We start from the raw sequence: 18,833 nt of genomic DNA on the forward strand, positions 1-18,833 counted from the left end.
TTCCCGACTAGGAGTCCCAGACCTGGAACTCGGAGAGCTGGCCCGCAGCCCAACCTGTGTTCGCCGTGATGTTCAGCCGGAAGTAGCGCTTGGTCGTCGGGGCGAAGGTGATGGTCACCGTGTTGTTGCTACCAGAGGCGAAGGAGTAGCCCGCGGATCCGGCGACCGTGCTGAAGGTCGTGCCGTCAGTACTGCCGAGGACAGACAGCGTCTCGGTGCGCGCTCCCCATGCGGTGGGCAACTGCAGGACGATCCGGCTGGCGCTACTTGCAGAGCCGAGGTCGACCTGTACCCACTGCGGGAAGGCATTGTTGGCGCTCTCCCAGTACGTCGCCTGGTTGCCGTCGGTCACGTTGCTCGACGGGTAGACGTCAGTGTGGCTGGACTCGCTGGTGGGCTTGCCCGCGGCGAGGTTGGTGTTCGTGGCACCGACGCCAGTACCGGACAGTTGTTGGTCTGCGTGTAGTCACCCGAGGCCGTGACGCTCGAGACCGAGGCGGCCAGGCTGCCCGTGTTGGTCACGGTGATCGCCTGGGCGGCACTTGTCGTGTTGAGCGTCTGCGATCCGAAGGTGAGCGAGGACGGGCTGGCGCTCAACACCGGAGCGTTGATCGGGCTGCCACCGCTTGGGTACACCTCGAGTTCCGACACCTGCCCGGCAGGCCAACCGCTGTTGGCCGTGATGTTGACCCGGACGTAGCGAGCATCGGTCGCCGGAACGGTGATGTTCACGACGTTGGTAGGTGACGTGAATGTGTACGTCGCGGATGCGACCGCCGTACTGAAGTTCGTTCCATCGGTGCTGGTCTGGACCGACAACGTCTGCGTGCGCGTGCCCCACGCCGAGCTCGGCGGTAGCTTCAGCGTCACCTTGCCGATGCTGCGTACCGCTCCGAGGTCCGCCTGCAGCCACTGCGGGAAGGCGTTGTTGGCACTTTCCCAATAGGTGTTCGCATCGCCATCCGTTGCCATCGCAGGGGTCTGCGTGCCGTTGGCCTGGCTGCTCGCCGAGGCCGGCTTCCCGAGGGCGAGGTTGGTGTCGGTCCCGATGCCGTTGCCCGTCAGGGAGATCGAGGTCGGGCTGTTGTTGGCGTTGCTGGTCACCGTCACCCCGCCGGCACGCGCTCCCGACGCAGTCGGCCGGAACGTGACCGTCACCGTGCAGGACGCGCCGACGGCGACTGTGGCGCAGTTGTTCGTCTGACCGAAGTCGCCCGAGGCGGACACGGCCGACACCGTCGCAGACGTCGTACCGGAGTTGGTCACCGCAACGGTCTGAGTCGGCGAGGAACTTCCTACTTGGGTATCCGGGAAGGACAGGCTGCCCGGGTTCGGGGTGAGGATCGGCCCGGGTGCGACACCCGTACCCGAGAGCGGGACGGTGCTGGTGACCCCGGCCGCGTTGACGGTCAGGTTTCCGGCTCGACTGCCCGCCGTCGTGGGGCTGAAGGTGACGTTGACCGTGCACGAGGCGCCGGCCGCAATGCTGGTGCCGCAGTTGTTGGTCTGACCGTAGTCACCGGTGATCGCGACGGAGCTGACCGGCGCCGCCGCCGTACCGCTGTTCGTGACGGTGACGGCCTGCGGGGCACTCGACGTACCGGTCGCGACGGAGCCGAAGCTGAGCGCGCTCGGGCTGATCGAGAGCTGCGATCCGTTGTCCGGCAGGTACGGCGGGAACGCCGGCGCGGTGATGTTCTGACACTGTCCAGGCGCGAAGATGCCCGAGTTGCCGCCGCCGTCGGTGAGCGTGAAGCCGACGCCACAGCTGTAGATCGGTCCGGGTGCCTGGGTACCGGTGGCCGTGCTGTTGGTGATGGTGGCCGAGCCGCCGACCTGCTCCTGGACCACCCAGGTTCCGGTGTTCTGGATCGTCGCGTTGTTGATCTTGACGTTGCTGATGTTCGAGCCCGAGACGAATTGGACGGCCTCGTACGGGCTCTGCTCGATGAGGATGTTGTCGACGTTGGTCAGGCCGGACATCGCGCCGTCCCGCGCGTCGAACCAGAGTGCCCCGACCCCGAACTGCCAGTTGGGATCCAGGCTCCCGGACCGGATGATCGTGTTGCGCAGAACGTCCGTACGCCCGAGCGTCGTCGAGGCGAATCGCTGCGCGACGTGGATTCCACCGCCCTGCGTAAGGCCTGCGTCGATCACCCGGTTGTCGGTGACGAAGTTGTCGTGGCCGCCGTAGATGGCGATGCCGTTGGCAAGGATCGGGTACTGCACCGTGTTGTGGTCGAACGAGTCGTTGACGTCGGCGTTCTGCTCCGCCCAGGTCGCCAGGCCGTCATCGCCGAGGTTGCGCAGATCGCTGTTCGTGACCTTGGAGTTGGTGACGCCGTTGTGGAAGTTGACCCCGTCGGCCGTCACGTTGCGGATGCGCACGCCGCTGAGGACCAGGTTGGTGAACGGGCCGTCCATCCAGGCGCCGACCTTCTCGTGCTCGATCCACACCCGGTCCACAGTGGAGTTGTTCAGCGCGCCGCCGATGCCGTTCACCTGGGCGCCGTCGTTGCGCTCCTGCACGTCGCCGAAGATCGCGAAGTCCGACAGGTGTACGCCGCTGCTGCCGTTGGGCGCGTAGTTGCCGTAGAAGCCCGGCGCCGCACCGACGACGGTCGAGCGCCACATGCCCGCACCCTTGATGGTGATGTTGTTCAGGATCAGGTGACCCGGGATCCTGAACGTCCCCTCCGGAATCCATACGGTGCCGCCGGCGCCGGCTGCGGTCATCGCCGAGTTGAACGCGGCGGTCGAGTCCGCGGCGCCCGTCGGGTCTGCGCCCGTACTGGTCACCGAGACCGAGCCGGCCGGCTGGGTCAGAGCGCCCGCGACGTTCTCGAAGTCGGCGAAGTCGATCGTGTACGACGAAGCGGTGTCCTCGGAGTCGACCTGCAACCGGAACTTCGTGCCGGCCGGGTAGGGAGTTGGGAACAGCCGGTGGACCTCATCGTAGAAGTGGTGCGGGTTGCTCCCCGGCGAGTTCGTGAACGGGTGGCCGCCGTAGTACCAGCTGTACGCGTTGGTCAGGGTGAAGGTGGGCTGCTTGGTCCCGTTGACATAGAGGGACAGCTGCGGCGTGTAGACCGACCCGGACCCGGTGTCCGGGATGCTGTAGCGGAAGACGATGGAGTTCGTCGCCGCGGGCGTCGTGAACTCGACGAACTTGCCGGTGCCCTGCAACGTCACTGCCTTGCGATAGGACGACTCGGCGGCAAGCGTGTTGTAGTCGGCGCTCGGGCCGATGACGGTCCCGTTGGTCGACGAGTTCTCGGCCTGCACCTCGACGTACGGCAAGGTGGCGCCGACACCGCCGGACGCAGCGGCCCACGCCGGTACGGCGGCCACGACGGCAAGACTGGCGGCGACCAACGCGCCGCACGCGGCGAGCACGCCGACGCGGGCCTTCCAGGATTTGATTGACCGGAACATGCGCTGCTCTCTCTCGACAGGGGCGGATAGTCGATCGCACAGCTCCGAAGGACTGCGGCGCGGCGGCCAGACCGTAACGCGGCAGACATCAACGCAATATCTGAATCAATCTTTGCAAGAACCAGACTCACCTCTCCGGCCGGCCGGGCACGAGAGGTGACGATGCGGGCAGGCGTCAGAAGGGGAGTTCGTGGAGCGGCGCAGTTCGGCGGGTGCCTGCTTCGGTCCAGGTGAGGGTGGCCGACGGGGTGTCGAGGGTCGCGTCGAGGGTTACCTGGTCGTTGTGGTGGGTCCACGCCATGGTCAGGTGAGGGCCGCCGCCCGCGGCTGAGAACGCGCCCTCGAAAGCCGGGTGGGAGTTGCGAAAGCGGATGAGTCGCAGCAATGCCTGCACCACTGGGCGTCGCAGTTCGAGCTCGATCTCCGGGCGTGTGTAGTGGTGGCGGTTGACGTCGCGTCCGACATTGGAGCGTGCCAGGAGCTCCATGTCGTTGCAACCGGCAAGGAGCCCGACGTAGTACACCTGCGCGATACCGGGCGTGAGGAGCTGCACCGCCCGAGCCAGCAGGTAGCGGTCGTCGTCCCGGCCGAGGGCGTCGTAGAAGGTGCAGTTCACCTGGTACAGGTCGACGTTGGAGGCGGCGGCGCCGGTCGCCTGGCGCGAGGTGCCTCCGCTGCCGTCGTGGATCGCCTCGACCAGCCGATCGATCTGCTCGGGTGTGAGCAGCCCGAGCTGGGACCGGTCGCCGGCGTCGGCGCCGACGTCGATCACCCCGATGCCGTCGTGGGTGTCGAGCACGGTGACCGCATCCCGCGGCCGGATGGCCAGCCAGGCCAGGAGCGGATCGGCGTCCTTGGCGGTGATCGCGTGCAGCACGAGCGGTGGAAGGGCGAAGTCGTAGACGCGGTCGACCCGATCTGCGATCTCGATCTGCCGGCGGTAGTATGAGTGCACCTCGACAAGGACCTCGAGCCCGCGCTCACGGCACCAGGCGGTGACGTCGTCGATGAACTCGAATGTCTCAGGAGTCATGAACGAGGTCAGCCCCGGCGTTTTCACCGCATAGCCGACCGCGTCCAGACGCACTCGCCGTACCCCGGCCGCGGCGAGCCGATCGAGCACCTTGACCAAGTACTCGCGCGTCCCCGCGTGCCGCACGTCGATATCGATCTGCTGCGGTGTGAACGTCGTCCAGACCAGCCGCTTGGTACCGTCCGCGAGCTGGTACGGCGTGAACGGCAGCCCGGGACGCGGGCGGTACAGCCGCAGCAGCATCTCCTCGGTCGCCCCGTCGGGAAAGACTCCGGCGAAGGTGAGGACCATACCGTCGGACTCGGACCGCCCGCCGTGCGCGAGCCAATCCACGAACGGCGCGGAGTCGGCCGAGACATGGTTGACGATGACGTCCACCATCAGGTCGAAGTCCTTCGCGAGGCGCGCGACGTCCGACCAGCTGCCGAGCCGTTCGTCGACCTCTGTGTGGTCCACTGGGTCGAAGCCGGCGTCGGCGCCGTCGTACGGCGGGAAGAACGGCAGCACGTGGACCCCGCCGAACAGTCCTGCGAGCGGCCCGCGCAGTACTTCGTGCAAGCCCGGCAGGTCTCCGCCGAGGCGGTCCGCGTAGGCGATCAGCTCAACCTTGTCTGCCATGGCCACTGCCCTCAGACCCGGGATGCCTCCTCGGGTATCTCGAGATCACCCTTCTCGTCCACCGGCCGGACGACGAGTACGTCGCAGCCGGCCCGCTTGGTCACTTCGGTGGCGACCGTTCCGAGCAGCCTGTCCGCGAGTGAGCGGTCGTGGACGGCGCCGAGCACGATCAGATCCGCGGAACGCTCCTCGGCAGTGGTGGTCAGCGCGGTGGACGGCTCCCCATCGACGAGGAGGGCGGCGGAGACCGTCGCCCCCTCTTTCCTCGCCGTCGTCATGGCCCCATCCAGGGCCAGGCCGGCGGCTTCGCGGCCCAGCACCTGTCCAGTGCGCGGATCGCCGCCCAGGGTGGCGACGTTCTTCGCCTCTGCCCGGCGGGGCAGCTGGGAGAACGCGCAGACGATGACGAGGTCGGCGTCGTCCCGGACGGCGAGCCAAGCGGCCCGGGCGACCACCTGCCCCGCGAGCTCGGATCCGTCGGTGCCGACGACGATCGTGCGGTAGTCCTTCATGGTCATGGCGATCCTCCTCCTCAGTGCCCGGCCGACGGCATGTAGCTGACCTCGTCGACGTCACGGACGATCGGCGGTTCCTTGATCCACAGCATGGTGAGCCCCGCCAGACCGAGAAGTACGCCGGCGAACCGGATGGCGTTGTTGGGGTTGGCGTCGAGGACGTTCTCGTAGATCGCACCGAAGGTGACAGACTGGATCAGCATCGGGACGACGATCATCATGTTGATGATGCCCATGTAGACGCCGTACCGGGTCGACGGGATCATCCGGACCGCCATGATGTAGGGCACGCCCATGATCGAGGCCCACGCGATGCCGAGCCCGATGATCGGGATGAAGAGCAGGTACTTGTTGCTCACCGACGGGAAGATCAGCAACCCGACTGCGGCCAGCATCAGGCAGACACAGTGCACCACCTTGGCCCCGCGCCGGCGGGCGAAGGCGACCAGCGAGAAGGCGACGCTGAAGGTGACGATGTTGTACCAGCCGTTGACGAGGCCGGTCCACGCGACGGCGTCCTCCTTGCCCTGATCGGTCGGCGGGAAGACGGACTTCCAGATGGACAACGCGACGAACTGCCAGTAACAGACCATGCCGTACCACTGGAACAGGTAAACCAGGCCCAGCTTGCGCAACTCGGGCGGCATCTCGACGATCGCCTCGCCGATCTCCCGCATGGCCGAGCCGAAGCCGCCCCGCTTCGCCCGCAGCGCGGCGAGTTCCTCCGCACTCGGCGGGATCTCGGGAGTGGTCAGCACCGATACCAGGACCGTCCCGATCGAGCAGACCGCGCCGAGCATGAACGACCCCACCACCCAGTACGGGATGCCGGCCTTGGTGGCGCCGTCGATCAACTGCTGGAAGACGTACAGCGAGATGTTGGCGAGTGTGATGCCGAGACCGGTGAAGAAGGACTGGGCGAGGAAGCCCTTGCCCAGCTGGGACGGCGGCAACTTGTCGGCGATGAACGCGCGGTAGGGCTCCATCGCTGTGTTGTTGCTGGCGTCGAGGAGCCACAGCAGCAGTACGGCCATCCAGACCGCCGTGACGAACGGGAACAGGAACAGGCAGATGCTGCAGCCGATGGCACCGGCGATGAAGAACGGCTTGCGGCGACCCCACCGAGGGCTCCACGTCCGGTCCGACAGGGCTCCGATGAGCGGCTGGATGAGAAGACCGGTGATCGGTCCGGCCAGGTTCAGGATCGGCAGGTCGCCCGGATTGGCGCCGAGGAACTCGTAGACCGGGTTCACGGCGGTCTGCTGCATCCCGAAGCTGTATTGGATACCGAAGAACCCGAGATTCATCAGCAGGATCTGCCGCATGTTCATCAGCGGCTTCTGCCGGACGATGGCGGTGTGCTGCAGGCTGGAACGCTGCTCGACCGAACTCATGGCGTGGCCTCCTGCCGGCTCGTCTTGACGAGGAAGTCCTGAAGCCGGATCAGTTCCTTCTCCCAGCCCTCGCCGTGCCAGCCGGCGACGTCGGGTTCGTAGGGGCCCTGGATGATCCGGACCAGCGTCCCGTCACGCCCGGTCTTGGAGAACTCGACCCGCAGTTCGAGCGGTACGTCGGGGTCGATGCCGGGATCTCCGGTGATCCGCTCCCGGGACACAAAGACGTCGGGGTCGAAGTACTCGGTGTAGACGCCGTCGGTGCCCACTCGGGTGCTCGGATCGTTGTCGCGCACCTTGAGGTGATAGTGATGGCCGCCGAGCTTCTGCTCGCCCCGCAGGCTCTCCGTCTCCACGTGCCAGCCCGGGGAGCCGCGCCACTGGGCCAGCTCCGTCGGCTCGGTCCATGCCCGGAAGACTCGCTCGCGGGGGTAGTCGAACTGGCGCTCCACCGTGACGATCACATTCGCAGTCAAGGCTCCTCCTCCGTCAGCGCCGTCACTCGGGTCGTGGGCGGAGGGCATCGGGCGAGGCCGACGGGAGTGGTAAAAGCGTTTTCATAGGGAGTGTGACATGAGTCACTGGAGATGGACAAGGGCGTGTCGCCTTGACTCCGTAAGTCCTTATTTCTTAAGCCTTTACTGGCGGTAAGATGGGAAAAAGAATTGGTGAAAGCGTTTTCATCCGGAGATCCGTGAAGCAATCCAGTTGGAGTGGGTCGTGAGCACTGAGCGGGGGCGGGAGTCGCCGGCCGGCCGGCCCGGCATTCTCGACGTCGCCGCTCTGGCCGGCGTATCCCCCGCCACCGTGTCCCGATCCCTGCGCGGGCAGTCCAAGGTCGCTCCGCAGACCCGCCGGCGCGTGCTGGACGCGGCGCATCAGCTCTCCTACGTCGCCTCACCCCAGGCGTCCGGCCTCGCGTCGGGCCGGACCCGTGCTATCGCAGTAGTCGTCCCGTTCATCACCCGCTGGTTCTTCAGCACCGTAGTCGCCGGGGTGACCGACATCCTGCGGGAGTCTGGGTACGACGTGGTCCTCTATCACCTCGGCAGCGCGAACGACCGCGACAGGTTCTTCGAGCGGATGCCACTCGCCCGACGGGTCGACGGCATCCTCTCGCTGTCGATGCCACTCTCCGAGGAGCACACACTGGCGCTACGCGCCCTCGACCTACCGCTCGTCAGTGTGGGTTCCCACGTGCCTGGCTCGCCCTCCGTACGCATCGACGAGATCGCCGCGGCCCGAACCGCGGTCAACCATCTCCTGCACCAGGGACACGAGAAGATCGGCCTCATCGCCGGCGTACCGGACGACCCGGGCTTCGGCTTCGCCTCCTCCGAGCAGCGTCGTCGGGGCTACGACCTGGCCCTGAGATCCGCTGGGCTCACGGTCGATCCGGACCTCACTGTCACCGGTCACTACGGGATCGAAGGCGGCGCGGCCGCGATAGCGCAACTGCTCTCGGGACCGGTACTGCCGACCGCGGTGTTCGCGGAGTACGACGAACTGGCCCTGGGGGCACTCTGGGCGCTACGCCGGGCCGGCCTCCCGGTGCCCGAAAGAATGTCGGTCGTGGGCATCGACGATCACGAGCTGGCACAGGTCCTCGACCTGACGACCGTGGCACAAGACGCCCACGAGCAGGGCGCGGTCGCCGCCCAGCTACTGCTGCAAGCCTTGGAGACACCGTCGGACCACGAGCCGGACACCGACATCGTCCTCCCGACCCACCTCGTCCTCCGCGCCAGCTCAGCACCCCCACGCCGAACCCGCCGCAAACACTGACCACCCGCATCCTCGCAGCGGCGCCAACACAGCCCGCGACGCCGAGTGCGGCACTGACTCGACCAGTCCTGAGATCCTCGGCAGGGAACGGGCGCGGGCCGGACGTGGCACGCTGTCGGGGTGACCATCGACCGGTACGAGCTCGTGGGGATCTTCGGCGGCGCCGTCGATGCCGGAGTCGCCTCGCTGTTCGTGGGCGCCGGCCTGTCCGCGGCGGCCGGACTGCCGACCTGGAGCGACCTCCTGGGCCCGCTCGCCGCCGAGATCGGCGTAGCGGGCGCCTTCGCGGATCTGCCATTGCTCGCCGAGTACTACGAGCAGAACGGTCCCGGCCGGCGCCCGGCGCTGGAGAATCACCTGCGCAAGGAACTGTCGGCGTACCGGACACCGGCACTGAGTCATGACCTCATCGCGAAGCTCCCGATCGACGAGATCTGGACGACCAACTTCGATTCGCTGCTGGAAACGGCAGCTCCCGACGCCAGCGTCGCCACGCAGGACAACGATGCTCTGGACATCGGCACCGGCCGCCGGACGATTATCAAGATGCACGGCGGCCTCAGCCTCGACAACCCGCCGGCCTGGATCGCGCCGCCGGTGATCACCCGCAGCGACTTCGAGCAGTACGAGGACACGCATCCGCGGATGTGGGCGCTGCTGCGAGCGTCGTACCTCACTCGCACGATGCTCTTCCTCGGTTTCAGCTTCGCCGACCCCAACATCGACCTTCTGCTGCGACTTGCTCGTCGGTACGGCACCACCGCCGCGGACCGGCACCTCACCGTCCTGCGTCGGCCGGCCGACCCTGAGGGGATCCAGCTCCACGAACTGCGGGTCAGCGACTTGGAGAACAGCGGTGTGCACGTCTGCGAGATCAGCGACTTCAGCGAACTCACCCCGATGCTGCGGGCAATCACCACCCGAACCCGCCCGGAGCGTTTGTTCGTCAGCGGGAGCGGCGACAAGGCACTGCTGAAGCCGTGGTACGACAAGCTCGCGGTCGCGCTCACCGCACGTCCTCCGTCGTGGCAGCTAGCCTCGCTCGGCGGGCCGGCGGGGTGGGGCGTCACGAGCCGACTCGCCGAACTCCTCCGGGCCAACGGCCGCTACGAGCCTGACCGGTTCCGCATCTACTTCCGGAAGAACCTCGGAGAACAAGCGCCACTGATGGACGCGCACGTCGGCACCGCCATCTTCACCGACCTGGAGCGGGAAGAACTCGTCGGCAGCGTCCTCAACGACTGCCGCGCGCTGCTGGTCATCTGCGGGGGAAGCGGCACCAGCGACGAGGTCCGCTGGGCACTCGAACGCGGCGTCAGTGTCATCCCGCTGGCCTCCAGCGGCGCAACTGCTCGAGACGTCTGGGACAGCTCGAGCACACCTCCGGATCTCGGCGGCCGCCCGTGTGATCCCCAGGTCTGGCGCAACCTGGCCGACCCTGATCCGGACGTCGCGGTGATGGCCGCGATGACCGCGATCGACCAGGCCATGTGCCGGCCCAGAGGCTAGATCGGGACCGATCAGCTTTCGCGCACGACCTCTCGCGCGTTCTTGTCGTCGCGCAACCCGGTGTACCGCGGATGCCGGAGCAGCCCGTCCCGGGTCCACTCCGTGAAGCCGATCTGTGCCACGAGCCGCGGTTCGACCCAGTGCACGTCCCGCTCACGAACTCGTCCACGAGTGAACGGGGACTGTTCCCGCTCCAGGCTCTGCATTCGCGCGTGGAGGTCGGTGAGCACCGAGGCGTTGAAACCCGTACCGACCTTCCCGGCATAGACGAAATCGTCCCCGTCGAAGTAGCCGACGAGCAACGCGCCGAAGTCGATCCGGGAGCCCTTCGGTGCTGTGTAGCCGCCGATCACCAGTTCCTGGTCACGCACGCACTTGAACTTCAGCCAGTCGTGCGACCGACCGGCGGCGTACGGCGAATCGGCCCGCTTGGCGATCACGCCCTCGTCACCTCGCGCGCACGCCTTGCGGAACTCATCCTCGCCCGTGGTGTTGCGATGCGCCGTGAACCGCAGCGGATCGGCGAAATGGACGGCGTCGCGGAGCAAGCGCTTGCGCTCCCGCAACGGCAAGCCCCGGACGTCGTACCCGTCGAGATGCAGCACATCGAAAACGTAGTAGAAGACAGCGATGCCGGTCGCCCTCGCAGCGACAGGATCGGTCAGCCCCAAGCGGCCCTGCAGGCGCTCGAAGCTGGTGCGGCGGCCGACGAACGCCACGACCTCACCGTCCAGCACCGCGGCCACCTCGCACTCGCTCGCCACCGCGTCGGCGATCTCGGGGTAGGTACCTTCCAGCGGCTTGTCGTTGCGTGTGCGCAGTCGGACCTCGCCTGACGCCGTACGGAACGCCAGGCATCGCACGCCGTCCCACTTCCGCTCGAACAACCACTCCGGATCGGAGAAACGCTCGTCTGTCAGCGTGGCCAGCATCGCGCTCGCCGACGTGGGCATCGGTTGCGGCCGGCGATCGTCGGTCGGCATCACTTGTCCTCCAAACGGAAGTCATGCTTGCGGGGCACTCGCGGAGCTTGGTCAGCGCCTCCAGCTCGCGAACAGCGCGTCCGGCTCTCCGTCTGAAAATACGCCCCCGTCGAACATCTCTTCCGAGATCTTGAATGCGTAGGGCTCCAAATCCTTGGATTACACCTCGCCCCAGGGCGACGAAGAGCGCCTCCCGAGGCTGATGCATCACGAGTGGTTTTCCTCGTTGGATGCGTTGCTGCGAGGATCTGCGGCATGGCCCGCGACAGTGCACGGCGGCGGATGTACCGGATGGCTGCAGTCCGCCGGTGGTTGGACAGGACAACCGAGACCTGGGTCCCGCCGACGCCGGGTGATCTGACCAGCCCTTTTCGCTTCCTTTTCTGGCTTACCCGATCGCAGTCACGACGTGTCGCGATGGGTGCGATGTTGGGCAGCTGCTGGATGGTCGGTTTGGCGGTGCCACCTTGGGTGCTGTCCCGTGCGGTGGATGACGGGCTTGTCGCAGGCGATACTGCCGCTCTCGTCGGGTGGGCGCTGGTATTGCTCGTGGTCAGTGTGGTCAACGCGCTGCTGGGGATCGCTCGGCATCGCACCATGACCAAGATCCGGATGGACGCATCATTTCGCTCGGTCCGGGCGACGGTGTGGCACACGTCCCGCTTGGGTGCCTCTTTGGCGCGTCGCGTGAGCGCCGGGGAGGTGGTGACCGTCGGCATCGCCGACGTGAACACCGTTGCGCAGGCGTTGACTGTCACGGGGCCTGGCGTTGGCGCGGTCCTGGCCTACGCCGTTGTTGCGGTTGTGCTGTTCACCATTTCACCGTTGCTAGCCGCCCTGGTCCTCGGCGGCGTGCCGTTGCTCGCCATCGCAGTTGGTCCGTTCTTGCGGCGCATTGAACACACCGGCGGCGAGTACCGGGCGTACCAGGGGCGGTTGACGACGCGTCTGGTCGATGTGTTGGCCGGACTCCGCGTGCTGAATGGCCTCGGTGGGAAGGCGTTTGTGGCCGAGCGGTATGAACAGCAGTCGCAGGGACTGGTGGATCGCGGCTACCGGGTCGCCGGACCCTCGAGTTGGGTTGGCGCATTGTCGAGCGGCTTGCCGGCGCTGTTCCTGGCCGCGGTGGTGTGGTTGTCGGCGAGAATGGCGGCGGTCGGCGATATCACCATCGGTGATCTTGTCGCCGTCTACGGCTACGTTGCCGTGCTGGTCGTACCGGTGGCGTCCTTCATCGAAGGCGGTGGCGATATCGCTCGTGCTCGAGTGGCCGGTCAACGAATCATCGATCTGCTCAACCTGCCGGTCGTACGCCACAACGACGACGACCCTGCGACGATCCCGACTGGCTGTGGCCCGTTGGCCGATCCTGACTCGGGCGTGATCGTTCGTCCTGGCGTGTTCACAGCGTTGGTAGCTGCCCGGCCCGCGGAGGCGCTCGCGGTGATCGAGAGGCTTGGGCACCTGAGCACCGATTCCGAGGCAGGTGTGACGTGGGCCGGTGCGCGGATTCACGATGTTGCCCGCGAGGAGTTCCGGCATCGGTTGGTTGTCGCTGACAACCATGCCGAGGTGTTCGCCGGCACAGTGCGAGACGTTGTGGCGGGGCGTCTTGAGCCTGACGATGACCGGATTCGTGCGGCCATCCGTACAGCGGTCGCCGAGGATGTGGTGGAGGCGTTGCCCGGCGGTCTGGATGCGGCGATCGCCGCCGGCGGGAGTGACCTTTCTGGTGGGCAACGGCAACGCATCCAACTCGCCCGCGCCGTCTATTCCACACCCGACGTACTGCTTGCCGTCGACCCGACCTCTGCAGTCGATGCCAACACCGAAGCGGCCATGATCGACCGGCTCCGCGAAGCCCGGCGCGGCACGACCACACTCGTCACGACGGCGTCGCCACTCGTGCTCGATCGTGCTGACGAGGTCATCGTCCTGATCGACGGTCGCGCTTCGTCAGTCGGAACGCACGCGGAACTTCTGCGCAGCGACCCCTACTATCGCGACCTGGTCTCCCGCGCCCAAGCTGACACCGAAGACGATGAGGTCGCCGATGAGTAGGCAGATGCCGGTTGCGGGCCCAGCCGAAGTCCGTACTGCGGCGATCGGAGACTTGGGTGCAGACCGCCGGGCCGTGGTTGGGGTCATCCTTGTCAATGGGCTCGCCTCGGCGGCAGGTCTGACGGGTCCGTGGCTGCTCGGCCGAATCATCGACACCATCCAGGCCGGCTCGGGTGACGTGCTGAGCACGGTGGACCGACTTGCCTTCGGCGCGCTGGTGTTGACGATCGTGCAGACGGTGCTCACGTGGTGGGCGCTCAAGATCGGCTATCGGTTCGGCGAACGCACCGCCGCACGCGTTCGCGAGCGATTCCTGGAACGGACCTTGGCGCTGCCCCCACGAGTGGCGGACCATCTTCCCGCCGGCGATCTGATCGCCCGCGGCAGCACCGATGCCTCGCTGGTGGCCATGACATTGCGGTCAGCAGTGCCAGAAGTTCTCGTGGCCGTCGTCCACGCCCTGTTTCTCATCGTCGCGGTGCTCGTCCTGGATCCGTGGCTAGGGCTGTGCGGGCTCGCGTGCCTGATCGGCGTTGGAGCCGCCGTGCGCTGGTATCTGCGACGTGCCAGGCCGGCCTATTTGGCAGTCGCCGCATCTGGTGCAGAGCTGGCCGACGTCGTCGCCAGCACCGCCAAAGGCGCTCGCACGATCGAACTCCTCGGATTGGAACACCGCCGGACACAGGCCACCGAAGCCGCTATCAACCAAGCCCGGTCCGCACGCCTAGGTGCATTGTGGCTGCGAACGGTGCTGTTTCCGTGGTCGGAAGTTGCGCTAGCACTACCGGTGGTCGGCGTCCTTGTCATCGGCGGTGGCCTTTACGCCAATGGTCTGGTCAGCCTGGGAATCGTGGTGACGGCGACGGTCTACTTACGCCAACTCGTCGGCCCACTCAACACTCTGATGCTCTGGATCGAACAGCTGCAAGGAGCCGGAGCCTCCTACGCCCGCGTCGAAGGGCTAGCTGACATCCAGCTGACCTCGAACGGTCAAGGCACCGACGCCCTCGACGGTGACCGTATCCAAGTGAACAACGCGCATTACAGCTACACAGGTGCTCGCGACGTACTGCACGGAATCAATCTCTTCGTGCAGCCCGGAGAACGGCTGGCTATCGTCGGCACCTCCGGAGCAGGAAAGTCAACCCTCGCACGGCTCCTCGCCGGCCTCGACCGCCCTCACACCGGGTCCGTGACCATCGGTGGTACGCCGGTTGCCGACCTGTCGCCCGACCACCTGCGGGAGCACGTCGTACTCATCACCCAAGATCATCACGTCTTCCACGACACCGTGCGCGACAACCTGCGGATCGCACGACCGAACGCCACGGACCAGGAGCTGTACGCCGCGTTGGACGCCGTCGGAGCCGCGTGGATGGACGGCCTACCACACGGCCTGGACACCGAGCTCGGCCACGACACCAACCTCGACGGCGCCAGTGCCCAGCAGCTCTCGCTGGCACGAGTCGTCCTCGCCAACCCCCACACGCTGATCCTGGACGAAGCCACCGCACAACTCGACCCGAAAACAGCACGGCGAACGGAACAATCACTAGCCGCCGTCCTCCGCGGTCGCACCGTGATCGCGATCGCCCACCGCCTGCAGACAGCGCACGACGCCGACAGAATCGCAGTCATGGAAGCCGGTGAACTCGTCGAGCTCGGCACCCACGACGAACTTGTCAGCGCAGGACGCGTCTACGGCAAACTCTGGCAGTCATGGCATGCAGGATCATCCGAAGATCAGTCGCTGCCCGATGAGGGGTAACTCGCCTGCCGCAACAGGTTCGATGACCGGCCAGGGTCGGCGCGCTGGTGCTGTTGCACGTCTGGCGAGTGGGGCGGGAAAATCGCCGGAACGGTCGTCCTCTCTACGCCCGCGTGACACCGCCCAGCACCGGTAAGGAGTGACGTGAGAATCTCGTTCTTGTCGTCGAAACCCGAGGGGAGACGGGCCGCAGGCCATCGGTCTCGGTCTCGCGCTGTCCCCGCTCTGACAATCGGTGCGCTTGTGGCCGCAGCTCTTGTCCCATTGACAGTGGGACAGGCGTCCGCCGGCACACCAACACCGTCCGCCGATCCCTCAGCCTCCGAGAGCGTCAACCTCGCCCTCCTGCCGGGTGCGGTCGCCTCCGCCAAGTCCCAACGCATGACTCCGCCCGCGGCGACGTACGCGCCCGCCAACGCGGTCGACGTGTTCGTGCACAACGGATGGAGCTCGAACTACGCGTCGGTCGGCAACGGCTACGACCCGACCCAGGACTGGTTCCAGGTCAAGCTGGCCACGCCCGCCCCGGTCTACGAGGTGTTCAGCCGCTGGACTTCTCCGGCCAAGCCGACGGAATACGATCTGCAGGTCTCCACGGACGCCGACTGCCAGACCTGGTCGACGGTCACCCACGTGGTGAATCCGAGCGACAAGGATTCCCAGGTGATCGATCGCAAGGACCCGATCTCGTGTGTCCGGATGCAAGCCCTGGCCACGACGTCCACCACCGGGTACACGATCAACGAGTTCGAGATCTGGTCCGGCCCCAAGCCACCGCCGGTCGTGGGACAGATCATTCCCGTGCCGGTGAAGCAGACGCCCGGCACCGGTCAGCCGTGGGAACTCACGGACACCTCCCGGATCGTGATCTCCAGCAGCGCCCTTGCCGCCACAGCTGAGGTGCTCGCCGGTTACCTGCGGCCCGCCACCGGGTTCGTGCTCCCCGTCGTGACAGATTCCGCTACTGCCTCTGACATCTCATTGAACCTGGGGCCGGTGTCCGGCGTCCCGGAGAACAAGGCCGCCGAAGGCTACTCCCTCACGGTGTCGAGTGCGGGCGCGAAGATCGTCGCCCCGCAAGCACATGGCCTGTTCAACGGCTTCGAGAGCCTCCGGCAGCTGTTGCCAGCGGCAATCAACTCCCCCACTACCGGCGCCGGGCCGTGGACAGCGCAGCCCGTCACGGTCCTGGACTACCCGCGCTACGAGCATCGAGGTCTTCAGCTCGACCCCGCCCGCAACTTCATGACTGTCGCCGAGATCCGGTCCATGATCGACCAACTCGCGGCGTTAAAGGGCGACCGGCTGCACCTGCACCTGAGCGACTCCCAGTCCTGGCGCCTGGAGATCAAGGGCTACCCGGCTCTGGACGGCACCGGGTGCAACGGATCGGCCTGTATCCCGGGCTTCTACACGCAAGAGGACTTCAAGGACCTGGTCAAGTACGCCGCCGACAGGTTCATCGAGATCGTCCCAGAGCTGGAAGGCCCGGCCCATGCGACGGCGGCGGTCAGATCCCTGGGCGGCGTCGCGGTCGTGGGCTGCCAGGGCCAGACCCAGACCGACCGGTTCTGCACCAACCCGAACGACCCGGCGAGTGAGCGAGCGCTCGCCTTCTGGCGGGACGCGATCGCACAACTTGCCGCAATCTCTCCCGCACCGATCATCCACATCGGCGGCGACGAGGCCATCGGGATGCCCCACGAGGATTACAAGTGGTGGATCGGGCAGATGGAGACCATCGTCAACAACGCCGGCAAGCGAATGATGGGCTGGAACCCCGCACTGGAGGGATACGCACCGGGCTCGACCTCCATCAACCACTACTGGTCCGACTACACCGGCGGTGGCCCCCCGCTCATCAAGCCGGAGTGGTTCAACCAGGGCCGCAGCGTCATCACGACCCCGGAATGGAACGCCTACCTCGACTTCGGGTACGACGGGTCTCCCGGCCGGACACCGCGGACCGAGCTCGACAAGGCCTACTCGTGGGACCCGGAGTGGGTGTACGAGAAGTACCGGTCCGTCTGGGCGCAACCGGCGTACGGCGGACCGAAAGCGGAGGACATCATCGGCATCGAGGCGCCCATCTGGGGCGAGCAGATGCGTGGGCTGGCCACGAACGAGTTCATGGTGTTCCCGCGGCTGGCCGGCATCCTGGAGAAAGCCTGGTCTCCCAAGGTGCTCACCCAGGACTACGACGCGTATCGCCAACGGCTCAGCGTCGCCGGACCTCGGTGGGCCTTCGGAGGAGTGAACTTCGGTTCGATCGCCCAGGTCACCTGGAGTCCGGAGGCGATGGGCACGGTCACCCGCTTCGGCGTGGACAAGACCGTGAGCAACGCACCTCTGGGACGTCTGGCCGCCGGCTCGATTCCGCCTGGTGAGTTCACCGCCATGATCGATTGGGGCGACGGATCCCCGGCCGAGGCCGCCGGTATCGCAGCACGCGATTACGTGGCGAGCCAACGTCAGGGCAGAAGCCTGATGACCGTCAGCGGGAGCCACACCTACTCGGTGGACGGGGTCTATCACGGGACTGTCACCTACAGCCGTCAGGGCCAGACCTGGGACGTGCCGTTCGTCGCGACCGGCGTCCCGTCCTGTACGACGATGGTCACCGGGACGCACCAGGATCCGTTGACCGTGTCAGCGGGCGTCGCCTGCTTCGACGGCGCGACTGTCTCGGGACCTGTAACCGTGGCTGCGGGTGCCGGACTCTACGCATCCGGGTCTGAATTCCGTGGCCCGGTGACGGCGTCCGGGGCAGGCAGCGTACTGCTGTGCGGCACGACCGTGTCCGGGCCGGTGAGCGTGACCGGTGGAACCCGGGTCTGGCTCGGCAACCACAATGGCGAGTGCGCGCCCCCGACGGTCGGGGGTCCGGTGAGGGTCAGCGGCTCGGTGGGTCAGGTGACGATCGACGGCGCCACCGTCGCCGGCCCGCTCGTCGTGCAGAACAACACCGGCTCGACGATCGTCGCCGGCAACCACATCAGCGGGCCGCTGTCCTGCACGGGCAACTCCCCCGCGCCGACCAACGCAGGCCAACCCAACACCGCGTCCGGCCCGAAGTCGGGCCAGTGCGCCGGACTCTGACAGCCGGTAGCTGAACCCGGCGGCCCTGCGCACCCACGAGCTGCGCAGGGCCGCTCCGATCGCCGGACGGCGGTCAGCGGCGCCGCCTTCTCGCGAAGGTTGTCAGTTTGAAGGCGGCGCCGGTGGTCAGGCCGTAGACCAGGTGGGCGCTGAGGTCCTTGGCCAGGACCTTGTAGTTGAACTGCCAGATCGGGCGATAGAGCTTTGCTGCCGGGAGTACGACGTAGCTGGTTCCCCACACCCCGGCGCCGAAGATCGCGCCGTACCAGGCCCGGGGCTTGGGTGCGGACCCGGCGACGACGCCGTACGCGGCACCGTTCGCGATCCCGTACCCCCAGTGCATGATGTTGTTGACCAGGGCGGCTCCGCTGTCCGGCAGTTCGCGCTGGAAGAGGCCCTCGAACAACCGTCTTCCGACCTGTGCTGGGGCGGCTGCCTGCTCCCAGGTCTGGATGTCGGCCGAGAACTCCCAGCGGCCGATCTCGCTCTTGCCGCCGCCGCTTCGGTACTCGGCGTACAACAGCGTGTCCATGGCGAGGGTCCCGATCGTGCCCGCGACCAGCCCACGAGTGATGGCTCCCAGCGGTGTGAGTCGATCGCGCTTCATCATCCTGCTCCTTCGAACATCTGCGA

General features: G+C 66.7%; 13 protein-coding genes. 5 read left to right on the forward strand and 8 right to left on the reverse strand.

Annotated elements, in window-relative coordinates:
* Positions 1-7: 7 nt before the first annotated feature.
* From OG558_RS36150 to OG558_RS36175, 6 genes are all read right to left on the reverse strand, one after another.
* Positions 8-352, reverse strand: a complete 345-nt coding sequence (locus tag OG558_RS36150) for a discoidin domain-containing protein (RefSeq protein ID WP_405067009.1) — start codon at positions 350-352, stop codon at positions 8-10.
* Positions 349-3,435 carry a choice-of-anchor D domain-containing protein gene (locus tag OG558_RS36155; RefSeq protein WP_405067010.1) on the reverse strand — a complete coding sequence of 1,029 codons (3,087 nt, stop codon included), beginning with the start codon at positions 3,433-3,435 and terminating at the stop codon, positions 349-351. Before OG558_RS36155 ends, OG558_RS36150 begins: the two co-directional genes overlap by 4 nt.
* 175 nt (positions 3,436-3,610) lie before the next feature.
* Positions 3,611-5,086 (reverse strand): sucrose phosphorylase, encoded by a 1,476-nt coding sequence (gtfA, locus tag OG558_RS36160; RefSeq protein WP_405067011.1) that lies wholly within the window; start codon positions 5,084-5,086, stop codon positions 3,611-3,613.
* Between the two features lie 11 nt (positions 5,087-5,097).
* A complete protein-coding gene (locus OG558_RS36165; RefSeq protein WP_405067012.1) occupies positions 5,098-5,604 on the reverse strand; it encodes a universal stress protein in 507 nt (168 codons plus the stop codon).
* A 14-nt stretch (positions 5,605-5,618) separates the two neighbouring features.
* Positions 5,619-6,995: an MFS transporter gene (locus OG558_RS36170; RefSeq protein ID WP_405067013.1), complete on the reverse strand. Its 1,377-nt coding sequence runs from the start codon at positions 6,993-6,995 to the stop codon at positions 5,619-5,621.
* Positions 6,992-7,471, reverse strand: a complete 480-nt coding sequence (locus OG558_RS36175) for an SRPBCC domain-containing protein (RefSeq protein ID WP_329476617.1) — start codon at positions 7,469-7,471, stop codon at positions 6,992-6,994. Before OG558_RS36175 ends, OG558_RS36170 begins: the two co-directional genes overlap by 4 nt.
* A 244-nt stretch (positions 7,472-7,715) precedes the next feature.
* On the opposite strand from OG558_RS36175, the gene OG558_RS36180 reads away from it, so the two are divergent.
* Both OG558_RS36180 and OG558_RS36185 read left to right on the forward strand, forming a co-directional pair.
* Complete coding sequence (locus OG558_RS36180) at positions 7,716-8,780, forward strand: LacI family DNA-binding transcriptional regulator (protein WP_405067014.1); 1,065 nt, start codon at positions 7,716-7,718, stop codon at positions 8,778-8,780.
* Between the two features lie 120 nt (positions 8,781-8,900).
* The gene (locus OG558_RS36185) at positions 8,901-10,289 is read left to right on the forward strand and encodes an SIR2 family protein (RefSeq protein WP_405067015.1); all 1,389 of its coding nucleotides are present in this window, start codon (positions 8,901-8,903) and stop codon (positions 10,287-10,289) included.
* 11 nt (positions 10,290-10,300) lie between these two features.
* Here OG558_RS36185 and ligD read toward each other — a convergent pair whose 3' ends face one another.
* Positions 10,301-11,272, reverse strand: coding sequence for a non-homologous end-joining DNA ligase (ligD, locus tag OG558_RS36190; RefSeq protein ID WP_405067016.1), 972 nt, complete (start codon positions 11,270-11,272; stop codon positions 10,301-10,303).
* Positions 11,273-11,689: 417 nt separating this feature from the next.
* Here ligD and OG558_RS36195 point away from each other — a divergent pair, with 417 nt between their 5' ends.
* From OG558_RS36195 to OG558_RS36205, 3 genes are all read left to right on the forward strand, one after another.
* Positions 11,690-13,333 (forward strand): ABC transporter transmembrane domain-containing protein, encoded by a 1,644-nt coding sequence (locus OG558_RS36195; protein WP_405067018.1) that lies wholly within the window; start codon positions 11,690-11,692, stop codon positions 13,331-13,333.
* Positions 13,326-15,101: an ABC transporter ATP-binding protein gene (locus OG558_RS36200; RefSeq protein WP_405067019.1), complete on the forward strand. Its 1,776-nt coding sequence runs from the start codon at positions 13,326-13,328 to the stop codon at positions 15,099-15,101. Before OG558_RS36195 ends, OG558_RS36200 begins: the two co-directional genes overlap by 8 nt.
* 381 nt (positions 15,102-15,482) lie before the next feature.
* Positions 15,483-18,200 carry a family 20 glycosylhydrolase gene (locus tag OG558_RS36205; protein ID WP_405067020.1) on the forward strand — a complete coding sequence of 906 codons (2,718 nt, stop codon included), beginning with the start codon at positions 15,483-15,485 and terminating at the stop codon, positions 18,198-18,200.
* 73 nt (positions 18,201-18,273) lie between these two features.
* On the opposite strand, the gene OG558_RS36210 is transcribed toward OG558_RS36205, so the two are convergent.
* Complete coding sequence (locus OG558_RS36210) at positions 18,274-18,807, reverse strand: DUF1440 domain-containing protein (RefSeq protein WP_405067021.1); 534 nt, start codon at positions 18,805-18,807, stop codon at positions 18,274-18,276.
* Positions 18,808-18,833: the final 26 nt, after the last annotated feature.

Source organism: Kribbella sp. NBC_01510, assembly GCF_045040325.1.
GTDB lineage: Bacteria > Actinomycetota > Actinomycetes > Propionibacteriales > Kribbellaceae > Kribbella.